Source organism: Shewanella sp. 10N.286.52.C2 (assembly GCF_002874545.1).
Classification (GTDB): Bacteria; Pseudomonadota; Gammaproteobacteria; order Enterobacterales; family Shewanellaceae; genus Shewanella.
Genome location: NZ_MCTV01000033.1, coordinates 27382 through 49430, shown reverse-complemented (window position 1 = coordinate 49430; position 22049 = coordinate 27382). Strand labels below are relative to the sequence as shown.

General features: G+C 42.5%; 10 protein-coding genes and 1 pseudogene. 3 read left to right on the top strand and 8 right to left on the bottom strand.

From position 1 onward, the window contains the following. Positions 1-192: 192 nt before the first annotated feature. Complete coding sequence (locus tag BCU94_RS12215) at positions 193-2127, top strand: radical SAM protein (protein WP_102436573.1); 1935 nt, start codon at positions 193-195, stop codon at positions 2125-2127. Positions 2128-2492: 365 nt separating this feature from the next. Here BCU94_RS12215 and BCU94_RS12210 read toward each other — a convergent pair whose 3' ends face one another. The 6 genes from BCU94_RS12210 to BCU94_RS12185 all read right to left on the bottom strand — a co-directional run bounded on the left by BCU94_RS12210 (position 2493) and on the right by BCU94_RS12185 (position 12577). Further along, entirely contained in the window at positions 2493-5165 is a 2673-nt protein-coding gene (locus BCU94_RS12210; RefSeq protein WP_102436571.1) for a TonB-dependent receptor, read from the bottom strand. A gap of 161 nt (positions 5166-5326) precedes the next feature. Continuing rightward, positions 5327-8161: a hypothetical protein gene (locus BCU94_RS12205; RefSeq protein ID WP_102476529.1), complete on the bottom strand. Its 2835-nt coding sequence runs from the start codon at positions 8159-8161 to the stop codon at positions 5327-5329. A gap of 455 nt (positions 8162-8616) precedes the next feature. After that, on the bottom strand, positions 8617-8886 hold the full coding sequence (locus BCU94_RS12200; RefSeq protein ID WP_102436567.1) for a hypothetical protein: 270 nt from the start codon (positions 8884-8886) through the stop codon (positions 8617-8619). 138 nt (positions 8887-9024) lie between these two features. Continuing rightward, positions 9025-10251, bottom strand: coding sequence for a M56 family metallopeptidase (locus BCU94_RS12195; RefSeq protein ID WP_241903462.1), 1227 nt, complete (start codon positions 10249-10251; stop codon positions 9025-9027). Then, on the bottom strand, positions 10248-10622 hold the full coding sequence (locus BCU94_RS12190) for a BlaI/MecI/CopY family transcriptional regulator (RefSeq protein WP_102436565.1): 375 nt from the start codon (positions 10620-10622) through the stop codon (positions 10248-10250). Before BCU94_RS12190 ends, BCU94_RS12195 begins: the two co-directional genes overlap by 4 nt. 401 nt (positions 10623-11023) lie before the next feature. Continuing rightward, the gene (locus tag BCU94_RS12185; RefSeq protein ID WP_102476528.1) at positions 11024-12577 is read right to left on the bottom strand and encodes an ammonia-forming cytochrome c nitrite reductase subunit c552; all 1554 of its coding nucleotides are present in this window, start codon (positions 12575-12577) and stop codon (positions 11024-11026) included. A gap of 866 nt (positions 12578-13443) precedes the next feature. Between BCU94_RS12185 and BCU94_RS19810 the strand changes: the two are divergent. Both BCU94_RS19810 and BCU94_RS12175 read left to right on the top strand, forming a co-directional pair. Continuing rightward, positions 13444-13605: pseudogene (locus BCU94_RS19810) on the top strand (ISAs1 family transposase); the annotation flags it as partial. Between the two features lie 333 nt (positions 13606-13938). Then, the gene (locus tag BCU94_RS12175; RefSeq protein ID WP_102476527.1) at positions 13939-17880 is read left to right on the top strand and encodes a rhombosortase-dependent M36 family metallopeptidase; all 3942 of its coding nucleotides are present in this window, start codon (positions 13939-13941) and stop codon (positions 17878-17880) included. A gap of 112 nt (positions 17881-17992) precedes the next feature. Here BCU94_RS12175 and BCU94_RS12170 read toward each other — a convergent pair whose 3' ends face one another. Further along, a complete protein-coding gene (locus BCU94_RS12170) occupies positions 17993-18625 on the bottom strand; it encodes a hypothetical protein (RefSeq protein ID WP_102476526.1) in 633 nt (210 codons plus the stop codon). 252 nt (positions 18626-18877) lie between these two features. Continuing rightward, on the bottom strand, positions 18878-22045 hold the full coding sequence (locus BCU94_RS12165) for a CusA/CzcA family heavy metal efflux RND transporter (RefSeq protein ID WP_102476525.1): 3168 nt from the start codon (positions 22043-22045) through the stop codon (positions 18878-18880). Between the last annotated feature and the right edge of the window lie 4 nt (positions 22046-22049).

Genomic DNA, 22049 nt, shown 5'->3' with positions numbered 1-22049 from the left:
CGATCTAAAAACAAACAAACAGACAGTGATAAATTAATCTTCAATTGGCTAATTTACGGGTTTTTCCCTTGGCCATTTGTTAGAATCCCAGCTTATTTTTTGGCAACTGTATTATTGCCACATTCTTTACCTAGCTCGGGCTGACAATCAGTTTAGTTCAGTGCACTCAAGTTTTACTATTAAAGGCAGGCTATGACCGTTCTTCTAATGACTCCACCTATGACCCAGTTAAATACGCCCTATCCGGCAACAGCCTATTTGACTGGTTTTTTGCGTACGAGAGGCTATGAAGCAGTGCAGCGTGATCCTGCCATTGAGCTTTTCCTAGAAATGATGACTGCGCCTGCGCTGGACATTATTCGTCAACATGTGGAAGCTAATTTCGAGCACTTTGAAGACGATGAATTACCTGATGCTATTCATAATTTTCTGGCTGAATTTGATCGTTATCATTTGACTGTTGAGAGCGCGATTCGGTTTTTACAGGGTAAAGATCCCAGTCTTGCACTGCGGATTAACTCGCGCCGATTTTTACCTGAAGGCCCAGCATTTGAAGCCATTGCGCAAATGGAAGCGGTATCAGGCGATGTACTGCAAGCCGCTTTTGGTAATCTTGGCGTTCAAGATAAAGCCAAATATCTCGCGACCTTATTTATTAACGATCTCTCCAGCGTCATCACTCAAGGGGTTGATCCTTACTTTGAAGTGAGCCGCTATGGCGAGCAGTTAGCTGCGGCTAATCCAAGCTTTGATAACCTTTACGATACCTTGATGGACGAGCCAACCTTTAGCTCAGAAATTTTAGCGCAATTGGTTGAGCACTATTTAGAAGAAACCCAACCTAGCGTTGTAGCCTTAACCGTGCCTTTTCCCGGTAATATGCTCGGCGCGTTACGTATTGCCCAAACCTGTAAAGCCATTAATCCAGAGATCCCCATCATCATCGGCGGTGGTTTTATCAATACCGAACTACGGGCACTCAAAGATCCTCGGGTATTTGAGTTTATCGACTTTATCTGTCTTGATGACGGCGAACGCCCGTTAATCACCCTGCTGGAATACTTTCAAGGCCAACGTGAAGTCGATGATTTAGTGCGAACTTACTTCCTTGCCGAAGATGACAATGGCGAGCCTTACGTTCACTTTAATGAAAACCCAGAACTCCACGATATCCCGCAGGTGGAAGTCGGCGCTCCGATATACGATGGCTTGCCATTGAGCGAATATCTGTCTTTGTGTGAAATGCTCAACCCAATGCACCGTATTTGGAGTGATGGCCGCTGGAATAAACTCACCATCGCCCATGGCTGTTACTGGCGTAAATGTAGCTTTTGTGATGTCAGTTTGGACTATATCGATCGCTACGATACTGCTGGCGCTGATATTCTGGTTGATCGCATTGAGCAACTCATTGAAGAAACCGGACAAACAGGGTTCCATTTTGTCGATGAAGCGCTGCCACCAAAAACCTTATTTGCCTTTGCAAAACGCTTAATTGAGCGCAACGTGGTGATCAGTTGGTGGGGTAATATCCGTTTTGAAAGAACCTTTAGCCAAGCCCGCTGTCAATTGCTAGCCGACTCTGGTTGTATCGCGGTCAGTGGCGGCCTTGAAGTGGCGTCTGATCGTTTATTGAAACTGATGAAAAAAGGCGTCAGTGTTGAGCGCGTTGCCCAAGTCACTAAAGCCTTTAGCGATGCCGGTATTATGGTGCACGCATATTTGATGTATGGCTTTCCGACTCAAACCGAGCAAGAAACGGTGGATTCATTGGAAATGGTGCGACAGATGATGCAGCAAGGTTGTTTCCAGTCTGCCTATTGGCACCGTTTTGTGGCCACGATCCACAGCCCTGTTGGTATGAATCCAGAAAAATTTGGTATTACTCTTAGCGATCGCCCTGAAGTTTTATTCGCTGAAAATGATGTCGATTTTAGCGATCCTACCGATACTGATCATGAGATGTTAGGTGAAGGGCTGCGTAAAGCGATTTACAATTACATGCATGGTATTGGGTTTGATCAGCCGATGAGTTTTTGGTTTGAACAAGGTGTCGCTCGCACTAGCATGAAAAAAGATCTGATCTCAAAAGCGATTAGCAATCTGATCGACAGCAGTGAAGAATGATCTGCTATTAAGGCTCATAGCTAACGAGCTAATTTTATAACTCACAGCGCTTATAACTAATAGCGCTTATAACTAATAGCGCTAGCCAATAAAAAGGCCACTTTCTTGTTCCAAAAGAAAGTGGCCTGTTACTTTTACAGCTTATTTTACATACTGCATACAGCCTTTTGCAAAGCTGCCAACTTCTTTGTTAAGTCACGTAGTCTTAAATAACGCTTACTGATAAAGAAGCGTGCGATATTGGCGTGTTCCAAACACCTAGATATCACACTGTGCACTTGGCTTTTAGCATTTAAAGGATGAGGTAAAAATGCTAAAAACCAGTACCTGTTGTCACTCTGTTAATCGCGAACTCATTATCAATATTAGTATTGATAATCAAATTGCAGAGTGAATTCTGTGCCAGGCTCTTTCGCGTATACCACCACATCTTGTTGGTCGTATTCGGTGGTTTCACCTAGGATATTTTTCACTTTAAATTTCACCCCAAAGCTTTCAGTAGGTAAAAAGCTATAGCTAAAATCTAAGCTGTGAAAGGGTTGCTCGTACACATCATCTAAACCACCACGGCCACCATAAGCAATACGCTCACCAAACACGTTATACACTAAGGTTGCACTGTGAGACTCATTAGACGAATCAAAGCTTAACTGCATGTTGGCAACCCACTCAGAATGGCCTGTCATGCGGCGCTTATTATTGGTTGGGTCAATTTCACCATTACTGGCAATTTCAATTTCTGAGTCACTTAGGGTTAAGTTACCCGCTACGAAAAAGTCCTCCCAAACACTACCATTGCTGCCAATAAAGCCTAAGTCATGTAAAAACTCAGTTTCGATACCGTAGATATAACCTGACTCAGCGTTGTAAAACTTAAGCTGACGACCCGCTTCTGAGATACGTTGAATCGCTTCTATGGGTGCTGCAACGTCTTTATAAAAGCCACCAACACTTAAGTTTGCGCCATCTTCTGAGTAGTATTCCCAGCGTACATCTAGGTTATAGATATCTGAGCTTTCAAGTTCTGGGTTACCGAAGAAATCAAAACCGGTAATTGGGTCTTGAAACCGCACTGGCGCCACTTCACGTAAGTCTGGGCGAACCAAGGTTTTACTGGCGCCAAAGCGCCATTGGCTTTCATCTGATGATTTCCAGGTTAATGCCAATGAAGGAAACCAGCCGTCTTCTGCGATAGCATAATCTTCAATATCGTAACGACCACCTTCATCTGAAACCTCACCATCTGGGGTTAATGGCAATGTCACGCGGCGAAAATCTTCATAACGCACACCTGCGGTTAAGCGCCATACATCATCAAAATCCACATCAAAATTGACAAAACCGGCGTCTATCATTTCAGCGGCGACATAATCTTCGGTGTCGGTTGAGGCGTCTTTTAATTCTAAATCAAGCGTGTCATTGGCAATGTTGTCATCAGAAAATATATTGTCAAAGTCACCCGCTAGAATATCGCCATTGGGGTCTGTTGGGCTTAAGCCGACATCAAATCCCAATCGCGTGGCATAGCTTTCACGGGTACGTTCAAAGTACTCATAACCACCACTGATTTTTAGCACGTTCATGCCAAACTCAAAGGGTAGGGTTAAATCAAATTTGTAGTTTTCGGTATTATCATCAAGGCGGCTATAAACATATTTAGGCGCATCTTGGGTATTTAAGTTACGGCTAGTAATGCTATCAGCATCATCAAGTATTACATTGTAAGTGTAAGATAATTCGCTCGGTGCATAGCGCTTTGATCTGGCGTTTGAATACATCCAGTTGGCTTCTAAATCCCACAGATATTCAAAGAAATGCTCACCTTGAATTTGATTGCTGATAAGGTTACGTTCTTCATAAGCAATATCATAAACCTGCAACGCATTAGGCTCGGCGATGGTATCAATGGTTTCTTCGATGGCCACTGAAACATCATCAGATGTATCACGTAAATAAGTCGAGAAGGTTTGAATTTTATGGTCGTAACCAATTTCTAAACCTAAGTTAACCATGCCTGACATTTGTACAATTGAATCGGTGCCCATGACGTCTTTTGAGTTTTCGATTTGTACCTTGTTCTCATCACCATCTAGCTCAACTTCGCGCTTGGTGTAGTTTTCAGCTTGTTGTTTATATGAGCCTGCTGCCATCATCCCGAAAATGATGTCATCGCTTAAGTCCCAGCGATCGCCAATGGCGATATTACCGCGAACTCCAGGATCCGTACTTTCAGTAAATACCGTCATGTCGCGATACATATCATTGGCTAAACCACGGTTAATGGCTTGAGCACTGGCAAAATCAATTGTGCCATTTGAACCAGTAACAATATCAATGGGGCTAATTCCGCCATATTGATTGGTCACCTCGTTAATGCTGTTTGGCATTGCCCGAGTGCCATCATCTTGGCCAGTCCAATCATCGCCGCCACCGTTATAGGTATAAGTGTCATCGCTATCATTAGTGTTATAACGGCCACCTATTGACGCTTTAAAGAAAAAGTCTGCAGGAATAGATTTTGTACGAATATCAACATGACCACCGCCAAATGCAGCTGGCGTGCTGGCTGAACTGGATTTTTGTACTGATAAAGATTCAATGATAGAGGCTGGGAACATATCCAGCGGTACCACATTACGGGTAGGGTCTGGCGATGGTACAACCGCACCATTTAATGATGTACTAGAATAGCGCTCACCTAAACCACGTACATAAATGAACTTGCCATCCTTCAGGGTTAATCCGGTAACACGTCGAAGCGCGGCGGCGGCATCACTATCTCCGGTGCGAGAAATCTGGTCTGCGCCCATAATATCAACCACGGCGGGTTGCTCACGGCGCTCTTCCATCGCTTCTGAGGCAGAGCTACGTAAACGCCCCGTTACCGCAATGACTTCAATAGGGAAATCTTCACCAGGATCATAAGCTGGTGTCTCTTCCGAGTAAGCTGGTAGTGTTGCAAAAAGAGAAGCTGCAGAAATAGCAGTAACAACAGCTAGGCTTAGCTTATTAGCGATAAAACTCGGCTTGGTTTTCATAACGTTTTTCAATCCTGTACACAGTTCAGGTCGCGCCACTAAGATGTGATACACCGGTGACAATTAATGTAAATTTAACTAACTATTTTGATTATCTAATCGGACTTTAAGCAGCATCGAGGAGTACTCACTCCCCGATGCCTAAGGTTTACTACTCGCTTTTATTTAATAAAAGCCCAACCTTCACGCCAATCAGTTTGGCCATCGAATGCACCGATATAATCAGTTGATTCGAAGAAGGTGTCAGTCGTACTCATATCAAGACCCGTACCCAATAACACAGTGTCAGTGCCAGCAGGCATGCCATTAGTTAACGTCACTTCTTGAGCAGAGTTACCTGTTTGAGCTAAGAACCAGGCCTGCGTGTCTACCGCATCGGTTGTATCTGTGTTGTCAGAGCTGTATTTGAATGGCTCGTTACAGTCGATAACAGAGTGAGACATCACTAATGTTTCATCGTTAACGTTGGTAACAAGACCTGCGTAAGTACCGTCTAGTTCTAAACACTCACCTGATTCAGTCTCAGAAGTTGCACCTTTGCGACCTTGAATCAATAGGTTGTGAATTGATGCACGAGTAGCAACACGAAGAATGATGCCTTCGCCTTTATCGCCACTGGCATTTTCAATATCAGCACCAGGAAGAATTGTTACGTTAGAGATAGTTGGGTTTGAAATCGGCGTGTCGTCAGTGCCTTTATGACTATCGCCTTCAATACCACGGTTAGCTTGACCATCTTCATGGGTGATATACACGTACTGTGCTTTACCCTGCCAGCCGTTAGTCCAATCTAAGCTGTCATCAAAGTTATCCGTTAGGTAAACATATTTAAGATTGACTGCACCGCCCCAAAACTCAACACCATCATCGCCATTTGCATGGACTTGAATATGGTCAACTTGGGTTCCACTGCCCACTGCCGCAAATGAGATGCCGTTCATTTCTTGGGTATCATTGACTTTAAAGCCGGCGTATTTGACTACCACATAGCTGATTTGACCGCTGTTATCTGCATTGTCGTTACCGCCGTATGGGAAGTCGCCCACTTCAAATGACACATCACAGTTGTCTTTATCAGGACACTTGTTGGTTTCGCCATTACCCAGAATAACTAAACCGCCCCACTGACCACGCTCACCTTCTGCGCCAGCTATTACATCTTGCTGAGAGGTCATAACGATTGGATGCTCAGCACTGCCTTGGGCGATGATTTTAGAGCCACGACTAATGGCGATGTAGCTGTTGTCGGTCGCAAATAATTGCGTACCCGCTTGAATTGCCAGTGTTGCAGAGTCTGCGTTATCACCACCTACAATCACCGCGCCGCCATCTACTTTGTACATCACGTTTTGACCAGCAAGCAGTGTTGTATTGGTGGTGATGTTACCTTCGATTGAACAGACTAAAGTCACGCTGTCATCTTTATAAAGGCCTGCAACCACATCTTCTGAAGTTGTGCCTACAGGGCAAGATGTTAAAACTGGTAATTCAGTTGGTGCAGGCGCTACATCTGCATGAATGGCCGTGGTCCAGCCTTCCGTCCAGTCAGTGCTGCCATTAAATGCGCCGATATATTGGGCATCATCTAAACGGTCATCCATGTTAGCTAAATCAGCTGCGCCGCCAGTTAAAGCAACAGAAGATGAATTAGGCATATACCCTGATAAATCTGCAGCACCGGCTAAGTTACCTTCTTGGGCCATAAACCAAGCTTCAACGTCGTAAGCTTTGGTGTAACCTTTATCAGCATCAACCTTGGCACTCTTAAACGGCTCAACACAATCGATTAAGCTGTTTTGCATGTTTAAGTTGCCAGCTTCAGCGGTATCAACTGTATTGTCGTCATTGATTTCTAAACATTCGCCAGAATCAACATCGCCTTTAACCAGCATGTTGTATGCGTTAACAGCCGTGCCTTTGCGCAGTAAAATACCTTCAGCGTCATCACCACCACTGTTAGTGCCGTTAGCCACTTGAATGGTGAAGTTAGCTAATGTAGGCATAGACTGTGGTTCAGCATCAGCGCTGCTGTTGCTGTCACCTTCGATACCACGGTTTGAACCGTTATCCTCTTGACGGATATAAACGTGCTGGGCACTACCTTGCCAACCGTTAGTCCAATCTAGAGAGTCATCAAAGTTTTCAGTTAACACCACATGTGAAAGCGAAACGTTACCGCCCCAAAACTCAACACCGTCATCGTTATTTTTATGAATTTGGATATGATCAACAGTTGTACCTGCGCCAACTGCCGCGAAACTAATACCGTTCATTTCTTGGGTGTCGTTGATTTTAAAGCCACCAAACTCAACCCGAACATACTGAATAACACCTGAGTTATCTTCAGTGTTATCACCACCGTAGTTGTGGTTACCCACTTCAAATGCAGCATCACAACTGGTTAAATCAGGGCATGAGTTAACAGGTGCGTTACCTAAAACGACTAAGCCGCCCCATTGACCCGCTTCGCCAGTTTGGCCTAGCGCCGCTTCAAGGGAAGTAAATACGATTGGCGCGTCAGCTGTGCCTTCGGCCATAATTTTTGAATCACGGCTAATGACTAAATAAGACTCGCTACCACCAATAATTTTAGTGCCAGCCATAATTGATAATTCAACCGAGTCAGCTTTATCGCCGCCAGCGATAACTGCACCATCAAGCATCCACACCACATCGTTTCCTAAAATGATGTTCGCGCCATCTTGACCACCTACCTTTACTGTTGAAGCTGCAGTAGAAGGTGCCAGTGTGCCTGTTAACACCCACACTTCTTTACCATCGATAGCCGCTATCGTAGTGCTTTTTTCTGCAAAGCCGCCGTAAGCAAGTTGTTGGTCCGTTTCAGTCGGTGTGGTTGGATTCGTTGGATTTGTAGGGTTAGTCGGCTCTTGTGAACCCGTATCAATATTGATATCGCCACCACAGCCCGCAAGTAATAAGGTTGCAGAAAGCGCAGCTGATACAGCACTAAGTTTAAACATTTTTTTCAGTTCCATTGTCATCTCCGAAGACGGGTGTAAGCGAGTTAAGTTGTTTCAATGGACGACAAACTAACCCGCAAAAATGACAAAAAGACTGCGTTAAAATGACAGTGAAATTTCACTAATATGATACAAATATTAATAGATAATAAAAACAGAGACTTACTGAGCGGTTTAAGTTACTTTTTATTGTCACATTATTAACAATTATTTTACCTAGGTGTCTTGTGGTGTGTTTTTTGGAGTTGAAAAAGTCTGTTTTTTGAGTTGAATAAGTGACGTTTTATCATTAATAATTGAATTATCAATATAGTCATCATTCAATTAGACAATTGTTACTAGCCTAAGCAGATTTGAGGTTGGAATGAAAATTAAACGCAAGATACACAACAAACCGATTTATTAAAATAGCCTAAAAATACTGCTTAATAACAGTATTTTAGAATAAACTGGTTCGCTATTATTTCGATTTAAGCCGCTACCACAGCACGTGTTTTCCACTGCACGCCAATCAGACCTAAAATCACTAATACGCCCACAAAACCAGTACTTAACGGGTTAAACAATACCCAAGGTACCACGGCTATTGCCAGCACTCGCTCAATCGGTTTAAGCGGTCGTAATAGATAACCTTCTATCGAAATGGCTATCACGACAATAAAGGTCGCGGTTTGCACTATGGCAAACGTAAACGCCATTAAACCGGCATCAGGGTTAAGTAAATCAGTGTAAGCCATCATGATGGGGATAATAAATAAGCCTTATCTTAACCAACAACCTATATATCACATGCTAATTTATGATCAATTCAGGTTTAGGTGATCAAGCTAAACCTCTCAGTTAATACTCAAAAAAACGAGTATTGCTGACACTTATCATTAGTTCACTTTAATGCGCTCTACATCTGCAGCAGGCTCATGGATGACAAAATCAAGCTGCACTTGTGCATTTTTAACGCCATTTTCTGATTCGTTATAAACCCATTGTGATAAGGCATCTTTAGCTGATTGGTCAAATACACCTGTAGGAGATGACTTAATCACTGCAACATTCGACACTTTACCGGATTGACTAATATCAAACTCCAGTTGCACATAGCCATTGAGCCCTGCAGTTGCCGCTTTAGCAGGATAAATAGGGTCTATACGCATTGTAGGGACAACATGTGTCTCCGCTTGCTTAGCTTGTGAACCGGCATGAACTTGCTGGTTTATTATTAATCCACTGATACCTAATGCTAGGGTGATCCCCATGATGACGAGTGTGTTTTTTCCGTGCTGTTTTTTCATCTGTATAATCCTTTCTTTTAAGATGGTTTTATCTCCATAGTGAGTGTGTAACATGCTCAAAGGAACATGTTGCGAGTAGGCCAATAGCGCATGGCTATAGGCAATTTTATTATTTTTATCCATTTCTGATGTTACTTGAGCATCACACGACAACTCTTGGTCATGTCTAAAACGCCTGTAAGCAAACCACATCAACGGATTAAACCAGAACATCAATAGCACGCTACAACCAATGACATTGCACCATAAGTCTTTACGCTGATGATGGAACGCTTCATGAGCGATGATTGCTTGCTGTTGATTAATATCTAATGATTTGAAATTTAACGGCACCAGAATACAAGGTGACAATAACCCCACCAGCATTGGAGACTGAACGGATTCATGAGCCAATATATCAACCCCCTTATTGGTTTCAGCGACTTTAACCGCTGAGGCCACAATGGGATTAAATTGAGTCTGTTGGTACACCATACTCAATAATAACAAGCTCATAATCGCGATGTATAAGTAGTCGAGATACAGTGAGCTAATGAGCATAGAAGATAGCTTGATAGTATCAGTGGCAAGCACTTGATAATGCTGCATGACTGCAGCAGGCTCAGGCAATGACAACCATGAAAGCTTTAGGTGCATAAAGCCCTCAGGAAACCACAGCTGACCTACTGAAATTAGCAATAGTATCGGCACTGAACTCCATAACACATAAGTATAATGGGCACCGATTTTTGCCAAAATAACCCGATGAAACACCATCATCGGTAAACAAAATAGCGTTAATATTACGGTTTGTTCCATAAACCAATTCAGCATCATTTTTGCTCCTGCTGCCAATCATCAAGTAATGACTTTAATTCAGCAACATCTTCAGCTGATAACTTATTGTTCTTTGCAAAACCCGCCACTAAAGGGGTTAACTTGCCAGAGAACATACGTTCAACAAATGATTCGGACTCTTTAGCTGTGTAGTCATGCTCAACAATCAATGGTGAATAATGGTAAACCCGACCTTGCTTCTCAAAACTAATCGCCTGCTTTTTTACTAAGCGGTTAATTAAGGTTTTAACGGTTTTTTCATGCATGTCATGACTTAATGCCAGAGCATCAACCACTTCAGTTGATGTTAAAGGTGCCCGTTGCCAAAGTTGTTTAAGGACTAATAGTTCGCTATTGCTGATGTCTTTCATCGTTTACTTCCAATGCTATTTGTTTTCGATGCTATTTTTTCAATACTGTTTTTTCAATGCAGTGTTGGATAAAAGATGTTTGAAATACTGCTTCTTTCAATAAAGTTTGCTTCAAACATTAGGATTACGGTTGTAATCTCCAATTAAGATTACAATCGTAATCCTAATTAAGCAACACCTTATTTGCAGTTTTTTTGAACAGCTATATTCGTGAATGGAGACTATGGCCAACATGCCAGTAAGTGAAAATGCAGCTTAAGCGACAATAAAGTGATGTAAATCAAAACAAAAATGCCAGTCGATTTACATCGACTGGCATTGGTTTTAATGGCTATCTGTACTGTGATTGAATTTAAATAAACAGTATGGAAAGTCTATTTCATTTCAATCAACTAGCGAGCTTACTTAAGCTCTGCTGGCCATTCTTTTTTAACGCGCTTATCTAAGAATATTTCTTTAGACGCTTGCATTGCTTCTAAGTCAAGACCCACTAAAGGTTGTACCTTCGCTTTAGTGTCGTACTTAGTCGCATCATACTTGTAGCTAGGTGCGTACTTGGCTAGTAATGCATTAGCTTCAGTCAATGCTGCATCTAAAATGCTATTAGATTTTTCAAGCAAACGTACTGCTTCAGTCGGGTTATGCGCATGAATACCGTGAGATGCTGTTGCACTATCCCAGAACCATTGCGCATTTCTGACTTTAGTCAGTAAGCTATTCATTTCACCGGCTAATGGTGTTTTCGCTTTAAGTGCAGCTTCATAGTTGCCTTTTGCTTGTGGAATAGTTTGACCAGCTTCTAGGCCTTTAATGCCATTAGCAGCCCAAATAGCTTGTGCTTTAAAGTGTACTTCAGTTAACCGTGGGTCGGTGCCATTAGCATCGAAACGTAACTTAGTGATCTCAGCTTTACGCTCATCAAGGATCTCTTTAAAGTCACCGGCTTCATGACAAGATTGACAGTCTGCTGGCAATTTATCAGCTTCAAAAGTCACTTTATGGTTAGAGAATTCAGCGCCTTTAGCGTTAGTCGCTTTCGGCATATGACAAGTGGTACAACCAAACTCTAAATGGTCATCCATTGCATGTTCTGTTCTATCTAACATGTTTTCAAATTCTGGATGCTGCGCTTTAATCATTGGCGCACCAGATACTGCGTTGGTCCAATCTTTAAAGCCGCGTTGGTCAAAATACGCAAGTTGTGCTTCAGCAGCAAAACCTAGGTATAAACCATCAGTACCGGTGTAGTTAACAAACTTTTTGTAATCAGTTTCTACGCCAGGCACCCAATAATCAGTTGGGTATTTCACTTTTTTACTGTCTGTGCCATCAAAATAGTATTCAACATGACACTGAGCACAGGTTTGACTGGCTTGCATCGTTGAATCTTGCTTAGCGAAATCTTTACCAATCGTTTTCATCGCACGATCGGTATAAGGACGGCTCAATCTAAGCTCTTCTTTACCTAACTCATGACAATCGGCACAGCCAATAGTGTTAGACATTTCATGGCCCCATGTAGACCATGCATTGTCAGAGAATTTTCCTTCGCCTACTTCGTCATACATACGGGCGACATCAGGACTTTTACATGACCAACAGCTAGCAGCCATTGCTTCGCCAACGACTTTACCGTCATGACCAACAACAGGATGACCTACACGTAATGTTTCGATAATATCGGTCAAAGCATAGTGATGACCACGAGCACGGTTATAGTCTTTAGCAAAACCATAGCCAGCCCAAGCTGAAACTAGGTTTGGGTTAGCCGCTAAAAGATCGTCAAGTTCACCAGACGCTGGTGTGCTTTGCTCAGTTTCAGCCCAAGTTTTATATTGCTCAGGGAAGGTTTGCTGCCAGTTTTCACTCTTGTATAGATCAACATCTTTAGCAACTGCAGTACCTGTAAAAACTGCAGATACCATCACCGCTAGCGCTAGCTTTTGTAATTTCATCATCACTCCAAATGGAACTTTATTTATATTTATTAGCATTCATCAATTGCTATAACTTTAATACTTACTTATTAAAGTTTAATAAGTAATATCACAGGAAATATAAACTCACATTTATTTAAATCATTAATGTGACAATGTTCTAATCCAATACAATAACCTTGCATCAAAGCAATACTACTTTTGAGGTATTGATAATACTATTATATAAAAAACCTTTGAATGAATCATGAATCTATCTTTTAAAAAGTAGCCGCCAATAAAAATAAAAAATAATCAATAACTAATACATTGAAACCAAATACGCCATCAAGTGTTAAATAAACATTAATAAAAGCTTAATTCAAACTTAAATAGACAGGATTTTAATTGACAGATCAAAAAATGAGAAAAACAGCAATTCATACACTCATTAAAAATAGAACGTCATATATCAAACCAATAAAATAGCAGATAACTAATAATCAATTGCTAGCAGAACTAATAAACTCAATAATTAATTAGTATTAAGTTTATAAGGTGGAGGTAATATTAATTTTAAAATTAATACTTAATGGCAATCGCGCCTTGCTTCAGCAATTTTATGATGAGTTTCATTAGCCGCGGTGAGATTGGTATCACAAACAAAATACTTGCGACTTAACTGGGTTAGCCAGTCAGTTTAGTCATCACACCAGCTAATATTGCCAATGTTAATTCACCTTCAAGTGACTCCTTTATCCATGGGGAGTTCGCGAACGTTTTATGAACAATAAAATCTGATTTGACCTAAAGGTTGAGCTGTGATCATATGCTCTCTTTTTCTAGAGTAGCAATCATGAGTACCGACGCATTTTCTCAACATTTTAGCAAGCTGAAAGATCCCGGCGGAGAATTTGGCCTGCATGAGGCATATAACGTTAAGCATGTTGCGTGCGGAAACAACAAAGAAGGCGAGTATTCGTCGGAAACAAAAGATAGCAGCTATGAATATCGACTATTTTGAGAAGGTATTTATGGCTGGCTGCAAAGCTTTGAGCAAAAAATAAACACTCATGCTCTCACCCTGCTCCTTTATCGCTCCATTAGTTCCAGTAATAGAAACTTTACACTAACCCGACCCTACCATTTTTTAACATAAATTTTAGTAAAAATTTATGTTAGATGATTTATTACCCCGTGAGCATTAAAGTATTTTTTGCAACTAAAACAACACTATGCGTGCGTAACAAATCTAAATCAAGTCACCAATCCCACAAAAAACATATAGCCGATAATCCGCAAAAAAAACAATTATTTAACACAAGCCTATCTTATGTTACAAATTGTACACCCTCAGTTTATAGAGGGGCCGTAAAAATTTTAAGGATTAAGGATGAGACATGAACTTTAATAAAACAGCAATAGCCACCGTTATTGGTGCAACTCTTTCAAGTATGTCATTTAGTGCTTTAAGCACTGAATTGAACGAGGCACCAAACTATAAATCATTTGATAAAGCTCAACTTGTTAAAAAGTATAATAAAATTGAAAATGCCGCGACCGTCAGCGGTATGAAAAATCAATTTGATGCTCAGCTAGGTAAAACCACATTCCAATGGGCTGGTAAAAATCAGTCTACGCCAAACTTAGGCGCCCTAAAAACAGCCAACAAAACGGCTTATGCCGCCGATTTTTATTTGGCTCAATTAACGGGTATGTCATCAGCTAAAAGAGGACTGGCTCAAGCGGTTCTAGCAAATACTCATGATATGGGTCGCGGCCCGATTATTGCTAAATATAAGCAAGAAATTGCCGGTGTTGAAGTATTTAACAGTGAATTCAATGTCATGATGGACAGAGAACTAAACCTTGTTGCTTCTTCTGGTTACTTTAGTTCTTCAGCCAATACTAAGTCAGCAGCTTCTATTTTAAAGAATACTGACTCTGCATTTGGTGATGCTGCCAATTCAATAAACGCTGCATTTAAGGCAATGGGTGGCAACAGTAACGCAATAACCCTAGCCTCAAAGTCTTCGAATGGAAAATATGAAACATTTGCCGTGACTAACACAGCTAATGATAAAGTGTTGGTGGGTGAACCTCGCGCAAAGAAAGTATTCTTTGAATATAAAAACAACTTAGTTGCTGCCCACTACGTCGAAATTGAAACAGGCTCTGTAGATAGCCGTGAGTCTGAGTATTTCAGCTACGTCATTTCAGCTAAAACCGGTGAAGTCCTATTTACGAAAAACTTAACCAGTCATGCCGCTGATTTTGATTACCGTATCTACGCTGATGCTGACGGCAAGCCTTGGGATAGCCCACACGGCAATGTGATGCCAGCTCCAGAAGGCAGCGATGTTGACGCTTATCTAACCGCACCTTACTTAGATGCACCATTAGTAGGTTTAAGCCACGGACCAATTAGCACAATGGACCCTTGGTTAGCAGATGATGCAACAACTACCTCAGGTAACAATGTGAATGCCTATGTTGATGCTGTAGCACCTCAAGGCTTCACCAATGGTGATTACCAAGCAGAAACCACCAGCGCTAACACATTTGATTATGTATACAATGTCAATGAACCTGAGTACTCAATAAACAACCGCAAAGCCGCTATTGTTAATTTGTTCTACATGAACAACTACTTACACAATGATTATTATGATCATGGTTTTGATGAAGCAGCAGGTAATGCCCAAGCTGTAAACTATGATCGAGGTGGTATTGAAGGCGATCCGCTCAATGTAGAAGTACAAGATAACTCAGGCTTTGATAACGCTAACATGTCGACCCCTGCTGATGGTGCGTCACCACGCATGCAGATGTATTTATGGGAAACCACTCAAGCTGAAAACGGCGTTGATTATGGTTTAACCATCACTTCTCACGCTGCATTGGGTTTATTAGACATTGTCCAATTTTCAAGTTTTGGTGCCGATGTTTATGAGATCTCGGGCGATTTAGTTCGTATTGAAGATGGTGTTGACCCAATTAGAGATGGCTGTGAAGCTTCTGTGAATGGCGCTGATATTGCTGGTAAAATTGCCATTATTGACCGCGGCGCGTGTAACTTCACCGTGAAAGTTAAAAATGCCCAAGACGCTGGCGCAGTGGCGGTGATTATTGCCAACAACATCGATGATGGTACCCCTGCACCAATGGGCGGAGCTGACGATACAGTCACAATTCCAAGCATGGGTATTAACTTCAGTGACGGCGCTGCTATATATGCGCTTTTAGATGCAAATGAAACTGTTTCTATTGAAATGTTCAAGAATGACCTAACCCGTAACTTTAAAGACAGTTCTTGGGATAACGCCATTGTTGCCCATGAGTGGGGGCACTACATCAGTAACCGTTTAGTCGGTAATGGTTCGGGTTTAAGCAGTAATCAAGCACGTTCTATGGGTGAAGGTTTTGGTGACTTCCATGCATTATTATTTGGCTCAGATGCTGCAGATAACTTAGTAGCAGGTAACGAGGATTACGCTGGCGCATATGGCGATACTACTTATGTAGCAAGCTTTGTAAACGGTATCCGTGAGTTCCCATATTCAACTAATATGGACATTAACCCATCGACATTTGCTTATGTTGAAAGAAATCCACAAGTCCATGGTTCGGGCTCTGTCTACGCTGCAATGTTGTGGGATTCATTTATCGGCTTAGTTAACGATGAACGTCATACCTTCGACGAAGCTAAGAGCTTGATGAAAGACTACTTAGTTGCCGGTTATAAAATGATGCCAATGGCGCCAACCTTTACTGAAGGCCGTGATGCACTCCTTGCTGCAGCCTATGCTAACGATATTGAAGATTATAAAGTGATCTTAGCCGCTTTCGCTAGACGCGGAATGGGTGTCGGCGCGAAATCACCAAGCCGTTTCTCCACCGACCACGCAGGTGTTGTTGAGTCATATGAAACTGAGTTAGCCACTTACGCAGTAAGTGAACACATGCTCAATGCCAACTACGAAGGCTTGATGTCAGGATATTGTTCAAGCGATAACATTCTTGATAAGGGTGAAACTGGCACCATTAGCTTCACTATTCAGAATAATGGTACTGAAGCATTAGCAGGCCTGACAGGGACTGTTATGGTTGAAAGTGATCATACTGTCACCTTCGCCAATGAAGGAGTTATTAGCTTTGATGATATTGCGCTATTTGGCTCAGCAACCAGTTCACCATTAGAATTTACCCTAGATAACGCAGGAACAGGCGAAGAGCTAGTACTGAAATTTGTACCTGATGTTGCCGAGGGAGCTGAAGCTGATGAATATTTGCTATCAACAACGGTTAACGTCGACTTCGAAACTCGCGAGTTAACGGGTACAGAGCAATACGAAGATCTTAACACCCTTTCTAGGTTGAATGACTTTAGCGAGAATGTGATGGCTGGCGGTGATATGGCTGGTGGCACTTTCGGTTTAGATCAATGGGATGAGTTCGATGGGCTCATCTCAGCAACAGGCAATAGCTTTACTTCAGATGTCGCCTATGAAACTCGCCCAATGACTGTGGGTTTCGCAGGGGATTACACCGTTAGTTTCTGGCATTTATATAATTTAGAAGAAGGTTTCGATGGCGCAGTAGTTGAAGTCAGTATCAATGGTGGTGACTGGGTAGATGTTATCGAGGCTGGCGCCACATTTGAAGGCGACGGTTATACGGATACTGGCCTTGAATATACAGAAGCAGCTATTGCTGACCGTGACATGTACTCAGGTATAAACTGGGGTTTTGAAACCATTAACTTTGGTGAATCACTCAACGGTAACCAAGTACAGTTTAGATTCCGCGTAGCCACTGACTCAGCCGTTGTCCCTGACCCATTCTCAGGATTTGCTGCAGGTTGGTATATTGATGATATAACCTTTAGCAATATCCAAACGAGCATTTTCTCAGATGTAGTCGCAGGTGACACTTACGCGTGTGAAAACCGTTTACCAAGCGTCTCGGTCATGGCAAATGCCGCAGAAGTTAATGAAGGTGAAGAAGTGACCTTCACTGCGACAGCAATTGATGCTAATGCTGCAGATACTTTAACCTATGTGTGGGAACAAACCGCTGGTACAGCAGCAACATTAACCACCACAGATACTGCTGAATTAAGCTTTACTGCGCCGTTAATTGCTTCTGGCTCTGAAACACTAGAATTTACATTAACGGTAAACGATGGTGTGGCAGATGTTGTCACCGCTGTAGCTGTTACAGTAAGTGATGTTCCATCGCCAGTAGTGGTTGAACCACCTAAGAAAAAATCTTCTGGTGGTTCTATGGGTTGGTTAGGATTGATATTATTACCATTTGCAGCGCTTCGTCGCCGTAAATAAGGATTAATAAATGCTAAAAGCCACAACACATTGTTGTGGCTTTTTTATTTGTTCGCTGATTTAAAATCTTATTTACTGTCGTATTTTAAAACTCGTATTTAAAAATTAGCATTTAAAACTCCGGAACATGACCTTTGCCACTATAGTCGACCTCTAACTCAACCACGCTAAATCGTACATCTTCGGCTAACTGTTTATACCAAGCATACAAATCGGCATCAGCAGAATGGGGGGCAAGTCGATAGGTTTCTTTAGCTATGTTATCTATAGAAAAGTCGCTTTCAAGCCACTGTGGAGTGACCTTTGAGATAATAACAAAAGAGCCCTTCGCAACGCCGTAGTCATTCATTTGCATATTAAACAGTGACTGACCGGTTTTGATAACGACATTATCCGTAATAAATTTTTCATTATTAATTGCCACAGAATACTGAGATGGCTCACCTGCCGCAGAAGTCTGGGTTGTAGATAAAGCGGCGATCTTTTTCTGTTTTTCAGTTTCAATGTTGGCAGTCAGGGGTTCTGTCAGGCTTACTGTATCGACAGCATTTAACGTCGCGGGGTTTGCCTCACTTTCCTTACTGGTACTCTTGTTACTAGCCTTGTTCATGTCTGAATTAATGTCCGAGTTAGCGGCTGAGTTAATGGCAGAATTAGCGGCTGAGTTAATTTCCACTTCTTGAGGCTTATCAGCACTGCAGCCACAAAGTGCGACCAATGACGCTAGCATAATTACTTTTTTCATTACTTCCCTTAACGAAATAGATTATTCCCTTCCACTTTACCCTGCCTTAGTCAAAGTAACAAATACGCAAACTTATATTTGTTCAACCCAAATATATGAATTAAAACGAGACAGTTTTGTCGATTCAGTGAGCTTATAAACGCCTTATTGATGATGATTAATCACCAATAGAGAAGCCGGAGCACTGCAACTACACTGGTAGTTACAGTACTCACACCCATACAGGAAAATTGTTACCTGACTTAAAGCTGGCTACTTTCTGCGATAGATCCACTGATACATAGTCGGTAATACCAACAGCGTCAGTGCGGTTGAACTAAACAGTCCGCCGATAATCACTATCGCTAAGGGTTGCTGAATTTCACTGCCGACACCTGATGAGATCAAGATGGGAATTAAGCCTAAAGCAGAGGTTAGCGCGGTCATTAATACCGGACGTAATCTACCAACAGTGCCCTCATAGACGCTATCAAATAGACTTTCATCACCGTCAGTAGCTTCAACAGTTAACCGGCGTTGGTTAATCGAATCCACCAGCACCACCCCGTTTAGCACCGCAACGCCGAATAAGGTGATAAACCCGATAGAGCTAGGCACAGACAGATAAGTGCCCGTGACATAAAGCGCTACTACACCACCAATCAAGGCTAACGGCACATTAGCCATAATCAAGGCGACTTGTTTGATCGAGCCAAAGGAGAAAAACAATAACAAGGCAATTAGGCCAATTGATATTGGCACCACTAACATCAATTTTTGTTGCGCGCGTTGTTGGTTTTCATATTGACCGCCAACGACAACGGTATAGCCTGCAGGCAATTCAGCTTGCGGCACAATGGCATAGATATCATTAACCACTGAACCCATATCACGACCCGAAACGTTTGCTTGTACCACAACACGTCTTTGCACATCATCACGGCGAATATTCGGTGGCGCCATTTCAACGCCCACTTCAGCCACTTCCCCTAATCTCACTTGGGTGCCATTTACGCCCATCATGATCAAATTACCTAATACATCAGGTGAGCTACGGTACTCTTTCGCTAAACGTACGTTAATATCGTAGCGTGCATTACCATCAATCACTTGGCCAGCACTCACACCACCAATACCTTGGCTAACAAGGTTCATCACTTGATCGACACTTAACCCATATCGAGCCAGTTGATCGCGAAGTGGCCTAATAACCAATTGCGCTTCACCACTGACTTGCTCAAGTGATACATCTACAGCGCCAGGAATAGCACTGACAAGCTCAGTAAGTTGTTGACCTTTTTCAGATAGCACATCTAAATCTGGACCAAAAATCTTAATGGCTAATTGCGCTTTAACCCCTGACAATAATTCATCAACGCGGGTGGCAATAGGCTGTGAGAAAGTAAACAATAATCCAGGGAAGATACTCAGCTTTTCTTCCATCAAATGTTGTAGCTCAAAGCGATCGCTGGCGCTTTGCCATTCACTGACGGGCTTTAAGCCAATGTATATTTCAATGTTACTCACTGGTTCAGGATCGCCGCCTAGCTCAGGTGCGCCAATACGACTTAGCGCATATTCCACCTCAGGAAAGTCCATTAGCATGGCTTCAATTTTAGGAGCAATGTCGAGCGATGTCCCTAGACTTGCCGTTGGCGCAAGCGTGACACGTAAGTTGATGGTGCCTTCTTCAAGTTCAGGGACAAACTCTGTGCCTAAACGTGGCACTAACATCATGCTGGCAATAAACAACACCACGGCGGTGCCCATCACTGTCACTGGACGATTCATGATTGATGCGAGTAATTTACGGTAACCTGCTTCAATCGGCGCTAAAACCACGCTTTTTTTGATGGTAACGCCACGATTAAATAGATATACCGCCATCGCGGGTACGGCTATTAATGCCACTAACAAGGCTGAAATCATCGCCAGAATGATACTTACCGCCATTGGCTGGAATAATTTACCTTCTACCCCCTCAAGTGCAAATAACGGAGCAAATACCACAATGATAATCGCAGTAGCAAAGAAGATTGGGCTACATACTTCTTTAGCTGCTTTCATCACTTTGGCAACGGTAGATGTTAAGTCAGTCGTTTTGGAATCAGTATTTGATCCATCCGCTAAGGTGCCTTCCTTTCTGGTTAAATGCTTGAAAATATTCTCAACCATCACCACTGAGCCATCAACTAACATCCCGATGGCAACAGCTAAACCGCCCAAAGACATCAAGTTAGCAGACATGCCGTAATACGACATGATAAGTAGTGCCATACCAATAGAGATCGGGATAGACAGTAATACCAGTAAGGTCGCTCTGATGTTGACTAGAAATAACGCTAAGATGATGACAATAAAGAAAAATGCCATTAATAAAGCATTCACCACGGTCGTCACTGCTTGTTTAACCAGATCAGATTGATCGTAAAACACCTCAAACGATACGCCTTCCGGTAGCGATTGTTCAATTAAGGCCACTCTGTCACTGATATCATCAATGGTCGCTTTAGTATTTGCGCCCATGCGCTTAAGTACGACACCCGCGACCACTTCACCCAAGACTTCGACTTTATCATCTTGCTTTCTAGTCATAGTCACGGCGCCAACACGAATTTCACTGCCATAAGCCACTGTCGCAATATCTGCTACCCGTACAGGCGTGCCGCTGACTTCGGTTAATGAAATTTGGCCAATGGCTTTAAGCCCTGCATCACCAGCAGGCAATAAACCGTAGCCACGAACAACTAGCTGTTCCTGACCTTGATCCATAAACCAGCCGCCCGCATTACGGTTATTGCTTTCTAATGCATCGGTGACTTGCTGCATTGTCAGGCCATAACTGAGCAATTTATTGGGATCAATTTGTACTTGATATTGACGAACATCACCGCCAAAAGATAACACTTCAGTGACACCACTCACTGGCATCATGATCAATTTGACTAAGTAATCATTAAGACTACGAAGCTCTGCAGCGTCGACACCTGACTCTGGTGTTGCACGCAAAATATATTGATATATCTGCCCTAGCCCTGACGTATTAGGGCCAATTTCTGGCACCCCGACGCCGTCTGGGATCATTTCACGGGCAGCTTGCAGTTGTTCAAACACTTGCTGACGAGCAAAGTAAATATCGGTGCCTTCAGCAAATACCACTGTCACTATCGACAAACCGGTGCGAGATAATGACCTCACTTCAGTCACTGCAGGCAAGGCATACATTGCCGATTCAACCGGGTAACTGATCAGTTTTTCAACTTCTTCTGCCGCCAAACCTTCAGCCGCGGTATTGACAGTGACTTGTACATTGGTGACATCCGGAAAAGCATCGAGATTGAGTTTGGGTAACATAAACGCACTGGCTACAGCGATACATAGCAAGGCTAAGCCGACAAGCAATCGGTTACGGATGGCAGACCCTATTAATTTAGCTAACATGGCT

Bases quoted from the DNA above. Each gene is read 5' to 3' on its own strand.
- BCU94_RS12215 (WP_102436573.1), top strand. From the start codon at position 193: ATGACCGTTCTTCTAATGACTCCACCTATGACCCAGTTAAATACGCCC.
- BCU94_RS12210 (WP_102436571.1), bottom strand. From the start codon at position 5,165: ATGAAAACCAAGCCGAGTTTTATCGCTAATAAGCTAAGCCTAGCTGTT.
- BCU94_RS12205 (WP_102476529.1), bottom strand. From the start codon at position 8,161: ATGGAACTGAAAAAAATGTTTAAACTTAGTGCTGTATCAGCTGCGCTT.
- BCU94_RS12200 (WP_102436567.1), bottom strand. From the start codon at position 8,886: ATGATGGCTTACACTGATTTACTTAACCCTGATGCCGGTTTAATGGCG.
- BCU94_RS12195 (WP_241903462.1), bottom strand. From the start codon at position 10,251: ATGATGCTGAATTGGTTTATGGAACAAACCGTAATATTAACGCTATTT.
- BCU94_RS12190 (WP_102436565.1), bottom strand. From the start codon at position 10,622: ATGAAAGACATCAGCAATAGCGAACTATTAGTCCTTAAACAACTTTGG.
- BCU94_RS12185 (WP_102476528.1), bottom strand. From the start codon at position 12,577: ATGAAATTACAAAAGCTAGCGCTAGCGGTGATGGTATCTGCAGTTTTT.
- BCU94_RS12175 (WP_102476527.1), top strand. From the start codon at position 13,939: ATGAACTTTAATAAAACAGCAATAGCCACCGTTATTGGTGCAACTCTT.
- BCU94_RS12170 (WP_102476526.1), bottom strand. From the start codon at position 18,625: ATGAAAAAAGTAATTATGCTAGCGTCATTGGTCGCACTTTGTGGCTGC.
- BCU94_RS12165 (WP_102476525.1), bottom strand. From the start codon at position 22,045: ATGTTAGCTAAATTAATAGGGTCTGCCATCCGTAACCGATTGCTTGTC.